The 8,237-nt window shown below is 60.8% G+C and carries 15 protein-coding genes and 1 tRNA gene; 2 read left to right on the top strand and 14 right to left on the bottom strand.

What is annotated here, in order from left to right; translation table 11 throughout:
* Together BM222_RS35690 and BM222_RS35685 are read left to right on the top strand one after the other, a co-directional pair.
* The coding region (locus BM222_RS35690; protein ID WP_143106035.1) for an IS3 family transposase at positions 1-302 on the top strand (302 nt) is incomplete at its 5' end.
* 175 nt (positions 303-477) lie between these two features.
* Complete coding sequence (locus BM222_RS35685) at positions 478-741, top strand: hypothetical protein (protein ID WP_092239228.1); 264 nt, start codon at positions 478-480, stop codon at positions 739-741.
* A gap of 2 nt (positions 742-743) precedes the next feature.
* Here the strand turns inward: BM222_RS35685 and BM222_RS35680 are convergent, their stop codons facing one another.
* From BM222_RS35680 to BM222_RS35615, 14 genes are all read right to left on the bottom strand, one after another.
* Positions 744-1,205: an HNH endonuclease gene (locus BM222_RS35680; RefSeq protein WP_092239226.1), complete on the bottom strand. Its 462-nt coding sequence runs from the start codon at positions 1,203-1,205 to the stop codon at positions 744-746.
* Positions 1,202-1,519: a phage head closure protein gene (locus BM222_RS35675; protein ID WP_092239224.1), complete on the bottom strand. Its 318-nt coding sequence runs from the start codon at positions 1,517-1,519 to the stop codon at positions 1,202-1,204. The genes BM222_RS35680 and BM222_RS35675 overlap by 4 nt, the downstream gene beginning before the upstream one ends.
* Position 1,520: 1 nt before the next feature.
* A complete protein-coding gene (locus BM222_RS35670) occupies positions 1,521-1,937 on the bottom strand; it encodes a DUF3168 domain-containing protein (RefSeq protein ID WP_092239222.1) in 417 nt (138 codons plus the stop codon).
* Position 1,938: 1 nt separating this feature from the next.
* A complete protein-coding gene (locus BM222_RS35665) occupies positions 1,939-2,226 on the bottom strand; it encodes a head-tail connector protein (protein ID WP_092239220.1) in 288 nt (95 codons plus the stop codon).
* A 17-nt stretch (positions 2,227-2,243) separates the two neighbouring features.
* On the bottom strand, positions 2,244-2,546 hold the full coding sequence (locus BM222_RS35660) for a hypothetical protein (RefSeq protein WP_092239218.1): 303 nt from the start codon (positions 2,544-2,546) through the stop codon (positions 2,244-2,246).
* Positions 2,536-2,874: an HNH endonuclease gene (locus BM222_RS35655; RefSeq protein WP_349509898.1), complete on the bottom strand. Its 339-nt coding sequence runs from the start codon at positions 2,872-2,874 to the stop codon at positions 2,536-2,538. The genes BM222_RS35660 and BM222_RS35655 overlap by 11 nt, the downstream gene beginning before the upstream one ends.
* Complete coding sequence (locus BM222_RS35650) at positions 2,874-3,416, bottom strand: hypothetical protein (RefSeq protein WP_143106156.1); 543 nt, start codon at positions 3,414-3,416, stop codon at positions 2,874-2,876. Before BM222_RS35650 ends, BM222_RS35655 begins: the two co-directional genes overlap by 1 nt.
* 12 nt (positions 3,417-3,428) lie before the next feature.
* Positions 3,429-4,646, bottom strand: a complete 1,218-nt coding sequence (locus BM222_RS35645; RefSeq protein ID WP_092239214.1) for a phage major capsid protein — start codon at positions 4,644-4,646, stop codon at positions 3,429-3,431.
* Positions 4,591-5,082: an HK97 family phage prohead protease gene (locus BM222_RS35640; protein WP_092239212.1), complete on the bottom strand. Its 492-nt coding sequence runs from the start codon at positions 5,080-5,082 to the stop codon at positions 4,591-4,593. Before BM222_RS35640 ends, BM222_RS35645 begins: the two co-directional genes overlap by 56 nt.
* Before the next feature lie 2 nt (positions 5,083-5,084).
* Positions 5,085-5,636 (bottom strand): hypothetical protein, encoded by a 552-nt coding sequence (locus BM222_RS35635; protein ID WP_092239210.1) that lies wholly within the window; start codon positions 5,634-5,636, stop codon positions 5,085-5,087.
* On the bottom strand, positions 5,633-5,953 hold the full coding sequence (locus BM222_RS35630) for a gene transfer agent family protein (RefSeq protein ID WP_092239208.1): 321 nt from the start codon (positions 5,951-5,953) through the stop codon (positions 5,633-5,635). Before BM222_RS35630 ends, BM222_RS35635 begins: the two co-directional genes overlap by 4 nt.
* The gene (locus BM222_RS35625) at positions 5,953-6,621 is read right to left on the bottom strand and encodes a tail assembly protein (protein ID WP_092239206.1); all 669 of its coding nucleotides are present in this window, start codon (positions 6,619-6,621) and stop codon (positions 5,953-5,955) included. Before BM222_RS35625 ends, BM222_RS35630 begins: the two co-directional genes overlap by 1 nt.
* Entirely contained in the window at positions 6,621-7,859 is a 1,239-nt protein-coding gene (locus BM222_RS35620; protein ID WP_092239204.1) for a phage portal protein, read from the bottom strand. Before BM222_RS35620 ends, BM222_RS35625 begins: the two co-directional genes overlap by 1 nt.
* Positions 7,860-8,100: 241 nt before the next feature.
* Positions 8,101-8,177 (bottom strand) — tRNA-Pro (locus BM222_RS35615).
* Positions 8,178-8,237: the final 60 nt, after the last annotated feature.

Genomic DNA, 8,237 nt, shown 5'->3' with positions numbered 1-8,237 from the left:
CCGGCCTGATCCATCACTCCGATCGCGGCACCCAATATGCTTCAACCGAATATCGCCAAGCGCTGCAAGCCGCCGGCTTCCTGCCTTCGATGAGCCGCAGAGCCGACTGCTACGACAATGCCCCTATGGAAAGCTTCTTCCACACGCTCAAGTCCGAACTGGTCCATCACCGCCAATATGCTACCCGCAATGAAGCAGAGCGCGACATCTTCACCTACATCGAGGGCTTCTACAATCATCACCGCAGACACTCGGCCATCGGCTATATCAGCCCGGTCGAGATGGAGCTAAAATCGGCTTGAACCCTGTCCACTTTTTCGGGGGAAGATCACGGCATGACGCGGCGCCATTCAACTTTGGCATGCTTGCTTAGCCAAGTCGGTGCCTTCATAGTCGAAGGGAGCGCGTTAATGTCCATGTAAATCTCGGGTTTGCGGCCTTTCACTAAGCCGTCTCCCCAGAGCTAGAGGGACTGAGATGATCACTGCGGAACAGCTCATTGACCAACTGGTGGAAGCTATTGAGCCGCCGAAAGGCAACGTCATCACGTTGCGTGAGTATGAGCCTCGGTTCAAAATTGATGCCAATTGGATTCCGGGAACCGGTCACATGTCGCACGAAGCCTTGAAACGCTACGGTGCGGCAGTTGCCAATCTCCGAGCGCGCCATCGGCGCGTAGATTGGCGTGGCGTCGAGAAATTCGATGGGCACTGGCGCCACTTGATGCGGTATTCCATCTAGCTTCACGGCAAATCGCTCCTCGCAAATTCCCCGAAGTGCACGCGTGCGGCGATGGCATAGGCTTCGCCGGCCGCTTCCACCGTGGCGAACGTGCCAAGGTTGACATGCCGTTGGTCGACGTAAATCGAGGCGCGGAAGTTGCCGTTGGCTGCGGCGCGGACGCCCTTCACGCCAAGCTTGTTGCTCGCTTTCCGGCTGCAAGCCGTCTGCCGGGGTGATGCCAGCCGCAGATTGGTCCAGCGGAGGTTTGCCCGATCATGGTCGCGGAAGGAAACGCTGCGCTGGGGCCATTCGCCCTTCATGTAGAGCCAAGCCAGCCGGTGTGCGAGGTAGGTCCGGCCGTCCAGCCGGATGACGAGATAGCCGTCGGGGTTCGTTGAGCCGACGCGCTTCCCGTCGCGAGTAAACGTGCCCGTGGCGGGGTCATAGACGACCAGCTGCCGCAGACGTTCGGCGGTGATCATGGGCCAACCCTCCGACAAACGAGGTCTAGGCCACGACGGCGGCCTAGCTCGCTGATCCCGATGATCTCGAACTGCTGGCCCTGGTAGGTGAGCCGGCTTTCCGGCGTCACCCCATCCAGGTAGCGGGTGCGGAACGTCAACACAGCGTTGGTGGTCTCGCCGCGCTGGCCTTCCTGGGTGTCGGTGCCGTTCTTCAGAAGCTGGGCGCGCATGGTAGCCACAGTGGTCCAGGTCTCAACGGGCGTTCCGTAGAGGTCCAGGCCGGTGCCGCGGCGCTGAATTTCAATGACGCGATCGAGGTTGCCACCGCGCATGTCAGTTCGCCTTCACGATGGCCGCAACCGAGACAATGCCATGGCTGAATGAGCCGTTGGGGTCGCGAAGGTAGCGGGTCTGGGTAGCCTGCATGTCGTAGACGACGAAGCCGTCGATCGGCAGCACGCCGTCAGCCTGGGCGTCGATCCGCAGCGCCGCAACGATCGCGGAGACGGCTTCCTTGCACTGGACCAAGCCCGGCTCTTGAAACCAGACGTGCAAGGTGGCGTGGCTGGTCGCGTCGAAGCGCCGAAATATTGACTGGCCCTCGCCGATATAGACGGCCGGCATGATCTCCGGCCGCCCGTTTGCGTCCATCACGTGGTCAGCCTGGACGAGCGCTAGCAGTTCCGGGCTCGCGATGAGGCGGCTCCGGATGGCTTTCTGAAGGGCCAAAGAAGGATCGGAAACGGTCATTTTAGAAGGCAAACGCGCGATAAGGGGCCAACAAATCGAGGAAACCGAACGGCAGAGCGGACGCGGTGACGCCAACCAAGCTGGCTTCCCGGTTTTCGTAGAGGTGTGCCGTCAATTGCAGCACGGCCTCGCCGATCGGTGCGGGCGCGGTGTCGGCGTCGGGATCTGACGCGGTATAGGCGCCAATCCAGGCCTTCGCAGTCGCCAGCTTGCCGGAAATGAGGTCATCGTCGGCGTCGAGCGTGACGTTGAGATGGGTTTTGGCTTGGTCCAAAGTGATGCCGGGCATAGTCGAAAAAACTCCAATTAGACGCTCTCTTGCGTGACCCGGGACAACCGGTCCCCGGCGATTTCTTGAGAGCTTTGACCCACCCCCCGGGTATGCGAGGCCAAGATGGCGCGTTCCGCTTCGTCGCGCTGTGCAGCCAAGTGCTGGTCGAGACCATGACGTAGCTCAGCCATCTGCGCTTCCATCTGGCGAACAAACGCGCGGACTGAGCGGGTCATCTGCCTGTGCGCAGCATGCATGTCGCGCTGGTAATCCATCAGCGCAGGCAGCGACTGTGCGAACGTCTTGGTAGAACGTCGAGGGTTGGTCTTAGCGGTCATCGTTGGCGCTCTTGCGATTGCTTAGTGCTGTTGTGGTGATGCTGGCAGAGCGACTGCCAGTTGGTGCGGCTATCCCAGAAAAGCTTCTGGTCGCCTTTGTGCGGCTTAAATGATCGACCACGACAGCAGGCTTACCGCACATGACGCAATCCGGGTGCTTGTCCAGGAACGCGCGGCGAGCCTTGGACCAACGGCTGTCATATCCGCGATCGTTTGCGTTCGGCCGGCGCCGATCGTTCTCTGCCTTGCGTTTGATCTGACAGGCGCATAGCTCGCCGGACCAGACGACCTTGCCGCAGCTACAGACACGACGGGGTTTGAACGGCATCACATTGCTCCTAGCGAATGGACGTTGAGGTCGCCGATGGCGTTGAGCTTGTCACGGACGCTGTCGAGACCGCCTTCTTCCTGGTCATCCCTACCGCTGCCGAAGATGGCCTTGAGCATCGCCATGCGACCTTGTTGAGCGTTGAGGATCTCAGAGATCGTCGCATCCCAAACGTCGGCGGGAGCCCATCCAAGCCAGCCGGTGCCGATCTGAAAAAGCTGAGCGAAGTATTCATCGAACGGCATGGGCCTGCCCGATACCGGCTTGTCAGTGCTGCTGGTGCGGGCGCCGCTCAAAATCAGGACAAACTCGAGAAGCTGTTCGCGCGCGTCTAGGACGCTTTGCATGGATGCAATCGGAACGTCTGCGCTGGTCGCGGTGATCAGATCCATGATGGCGGTGAAACTGCCTTCGCGGACGGCTTCGTATAGAGCGGCGAAGCCATACTTGCGATGTAGGTGGAATGCAGCCCGCAACGTGGGGCGCAGGACATACGTCCGGTCACTGTCGCCGAGCTGGAGGGCAAACGTTGCGAGCTGCATGTTCATGTCCTCTTAGGTCGCCGAGACCTTGAGCTTCACGAAACGATCGGGATGGGTGACGTCTGCGCCCACTCTTTTTCGAGCGTGGTAGCGGGTTTGCCCCTTGGTCGCGACCGTGTAGGGATCGCGGAGCATTTCGAAGCTGACGCGATCAACGATCCGATAGCCGGCGAGATCGCCGAACAAGATCGGGAACGCATTGGCCGCGATGTCCGCCATGTCGACCGCCTCAACGATCGGGCGACCGAGCAGCGTGACCGGCGCGCCGCTGGATAGGCCATCCAGGACCAAATAACGACCCATGCCGTCCTTGAACTGGCGAATGACGCTCAGGGTGTTCCGGTTCATCAACCAGGCGCCGTTCTGGGCGTGAACGGCCGGCAGCTTGTGGAACATGTTGATCAGGACGTCGGCCGGATTGCTGGTCGGGAAGTTGGCAGCGGCACCGGTGATGAAGGTCTGAATGCCCGTAGCATTCATGATACCCTTGGGCTTGCCGTTGCCGTCGCCGGTCACAAAGGCGGAGCCTTCAGCGATACCGAAGCTCTCGGCAAGATCGGAGGCCAGCTCGCCGGAGAGATCGTATGCGTTGTCTTCCAACAACTGGTTGCTGATGTCCGTATAGGTCGCGGCCTCGTAAGGCGTCAGCGTGACCTGCTCATAGGAGGGCTCGCTCTCAGTGCGATCAGCGGTGTCATCCACCCAGGTTGCGGCGGTGCTGCCGGTGCGGCGCGGATACTTCACCGAGCTTGAACCGACGGTGACCACGCGCGCAAACTGCCGGATCGGCGAGAACTGCCGCAGAAGCTTGATCACTTCCTTGCCGAACTCCGGCGGCGTGATCGCAGTGTTGCCGGTGACAGTCAGCGTCTTGCGTTCAAGATCGTCGAGCTTGTCGGCGCCACGGCGCAGGAACGCATCAAACGCCTTGGTTTCGAGGCCGGCGTCCTGGTTGCCGTTGCCGGTGGGCAAACGCGAGGCCTTCGCCTCAAGTTCGTCAATTCGACGCTTGAGTGCGGCGTGCTCGTCCGCAGATTTCTTTTCGAGCTTAGCCTGCAAGTCGGCCAGCTCTTTCTTGACCAGCTCTTCCGGAGACAGCTCCGGAGCGTCCTTAAATTCGAGGGTAGTGAGATGCTTCATTTGGTAGTCGAGCCTTCCTTTGACGTGATGAGGTTCAGATGTTTGCCGTGAAGTCGCGGATGACCGACGCCACGGCGGATGCGCGGTCATATTCCTTCGCTGAAGAGATGCGGGCGCGTGGATGCGCCGGATTGCGCACCACGCTGATCTCGTAAAGATCCAGCGCGTTGATCACGCGGTTCCGGCCCTGCTGCATTGAGGCCTTCGTCTTGAAGCCAATGGACAAGCCGGAGACCAAGCCGCTTTTGATCATGCCGAGCACAGTGCGAGCGCGGGGCTGATCGGTGTGCAGTTTGCCCTTCACGATGAGGCCATCAGGTGTTTCCGCGGCCTCGGTCCAGGTGCCAATGAGATCGGCCGGGTTGTGCTGAAACAAGACTGGAAGGTCCGCCGACATGAAGTTGAAGGCGCCCTTGGTGATGATGTCGCCGGTGGTGTCCGGACCGGCATTGAAGGGCCATGCCGTGCCAACGATCTCGCCGGCATCGGTGACGCTCAGGGTTGCTTTGATTTCGAGGCGGTCCATGATCAGTCCCGAAACACTTCCAAAGCCAGCGTGAAGGTCTCGCCGCTAACAGGCACGTAGGCCCCTCGGGCTTCAATCAGAGCGTAGATGTTTTGCGTGCCTGCCTTCGGATCGAAGATGATTTCCGAGCCGACGTTCGGGGTGCCGATGCACTTCACGCCATCCGTGAACGCGCGGGCGTTCGTGCTGGTCATGTCGAAATCCAGCGAGCCGACGTAGGTTAGCGCTCCGCCGGTCTGAAATGCACCGTTGTCGCCATTGGTGGGCGTCGGCGGGTCTTTGTAGAGGTGCGCCCGAAAGATCGCGTTAGCGGTGACAGTGCCGCTCTTGGTGAGACGACCGCGACGGATCACTCCGGTGCCATCGGGCATGCGAGACGCAGCCAACGCCAGCGGCACAACTGAGCCCGCCGCGACGTTGTTCGCTACCAGGTCGCCAACAGCGTAGGCATTGGTATCGGCCGGACGGGTGAAATTAGCAGCGACAATTGCCCTGTTTCCGGTGACCGGCAATGGGTTGTTGTCGGTGATGGGTGTTCCGGTAGCGAAGCTCACTTGGGTGTTTCCTTTTCGTTGGGATTGCCGAACAGCGTCCGCTCCAGGATCTTCGCGGCGAGTTCATAGATTTCGATCAGAGGGCGGCCGTCCGCATATGCGGCGATCATTTCAGCGGCGCGCTTGGGCGTGACGTTCCCGCCACCAATGAGCGCATGCCGGATTACTTCGGAGAGATCGGCCTGACTAAAGGCGCGGGCGAAGACGCGCTGAGCGATTGCGCCGATAGGGCCGCACTTGGCCTCCAGCTCGCGGATCAGTGCCGGCGTGAGCTTGAACGTATATTCCTGGTCGCCAAAGAATGCGGTGATCGCCATCAGTCGCGCTCCCCGAACGCGGTCTCAATAGAGCCGGCGTTGTCGGCATAGACGCTGATGTCTTCCACGTCTGACCAGGCTTCGATTGGCGTAGTGCCGACCATGACCTCGCCATAGATCAGCGGGACAGCATCGCCTTGCTTGCCGGAGTTGCCGATGTTGCCGCCATTGACGCTGAGACCATTGGACGGCTGGGTCTGCTGTCCGGCTGGCTTGGTCAGCAGCGTGGAAGCGCCGGACAGAGCAAGGCCTAGGCCGATTGCGGCAACGGTGCCGTAGGTGGTGCCCGAGAGAATGCCAGATGCCGCAAGCGGGGTCGCGAGCAGTCCACCCGACATGAAGATCGCGCCGCCGACCAGGGCCGCACCAAGCACGATCTTGGTGGTGCCCTTCGCGGTATTCGATGCGGCGCCCTTTGCGACCGGGATGATATGCAGGTCAGCGAGACCGAGATTGAATTGAGTGACCAGTTCCAGGTCGAGCTGCATGCCAGCGCGCTTGTCACCGCGCACGATCTTGTATGCGCCTTGCTCAATCGCCTTCACGAATCGACCAGGAAAGGCACAGTTGAGCGCGCGCAAGGCTTCTCCGGCAGTCATCACGTCAAAGCGATGCGACTTGCCGAACTCTTTACCGAGCTGGCCGTGGAGATGGACGTTGCGCAGCATCAGGCGGCCTCTTCGTTGGCATTGAGTGCGCCGCCGGCATGCGCGGATGATGTGTTGAAGTTCTCGAAAACGTCACCGCCCTCATAGGCGGGAAGCCCAAAGCCGATCTGGCGCGCTTCATTCGGATTCAGGATTCGCGCGGACACGGTGGCGCTGAGCGCCTGGGCGCGCGCGAGGAGATCGGCGCGAGCGAAGCCGTCGATATTGAATTCGATGCAATACTGGTTGCGCTCCTCTGGCGTGAGGAGCTTCAGCTCCAACTCCTGCTCGAAGGCCTTCAGCCTGGGCAACAGAGCTTGGGAGAGGAATTCTTGACCGATCGCCTCAACGCTACGCGGCTGGGCACGATCGACTTGCATCAGCATGTGGAGCGGAACACGAAAGAGCCGTGCGATCTCGGCCACGGCATACGTTCGCATCTCCAGGAATTGCGCGTCGGTCGAGTTGAGAGTGAGCGCCGTCCAGGAAGCGTCTTGGGGCAACACGGCAGTGCCGCCGCCATTGTCGCCGCCTTGGGACGCTTGCCACGCCAGCTTTGCCTTCTGGAGTGCGTCCGGTGTGACGTTGCCCTTGAGGCTCAGCACGCCGCTGGGGCGCGCCATGTTGCCGAACAGCCGCGATGCATGGCGCTCAAGCACGAGCGCCAGCGCGATCGCGTTGCGGCCCTCGCCGACAAGGCCGCGCGTGGGATCATAGGCCGGCGTCGGAATGTGGAGGATGTCCGCTGCCGGGATCTCGCGGGCCGGATTCTTGCCGTCCGCCTTGATCACATAGAGCGGCTCGAAGTTGGAGTAATCGACAACGATCGAGGACAGCCTGGGATCGAGCCGGAGGATCTCATAGGGCTTGCCATCAACGCGGACGATTTGCGCAAAGCCGCCGTAGGGCTGGAGCAGCGCGTCGGCCATGAGCTGGGTGCGAAACAACGCGGCCGGCGCAAAGCTATTCGGCGCGTCATGGAGGAGATTGTAAAGCGGATGACCGGTGGCCTTCTCTTTGCCGCCGTCCGGGAGCCGCTTGTAAATGTGGAGGGGAAGCGAGCCCGCCGCCTCGGAGATCGAGCGCACGGCGCACGCGACTGGCGCACACGTCATGGCTGTGTAGGGCGTGACCGTCACACCGGCCAGGGTCGGGGTCGCGCCGAACAAGTCGAAATAGAAACCGCTCGCGTCAGCGAGGCTGGGCGCGGTCTTGGTCTCGATTCGGAGAAAGGACTTTAGGCGGGTCGCAAGAGTCAAGTCAGCACGTCAGAGTTGGCCCGCCGGTTGAGCGAGCTGGGAGCGATTCTCTGCTGTGCTGGCGTGCTGCGCGATCGATAATTGCGCAAAGCCGCGTTAGATCGACATAACCTTGCGGGACAACTGTGGCAATAATGTGTCCGCGCTCCGGCTAAATGCGCCGGCAAACTGTTACGAGTTGCACCATTTTCTGGATGGTTGAAATAAGCAAGTCATTGGTTTTATTGTCTTATTTCTGAAGTGGTCGGGGCAGCTGGATTCGAACCAACGACCTGCAGTACCCAAAACTGCCGCGCTACCAGGCTGCGCTATACCCCGAATGTCCGGCGAGCCCCGTCGATACACGCTTCCATGAAGGCCATCAAGCTTTGCAAACCG

Origin of the sequence: Bradyrhizobium sp. Gha (assembly GCF_900113735.1) — a bacterium.
GTDB lineage: Bacteria > Pseudomonadota > Alphaproteobacteria > Rhizobiales > Xanthobacteraceae > Bradyrhizobium.
Note: the sequence above shows the minus strand (reverse complement) of the source record. Positions and strands in the feature narration are given on the sequence as shown.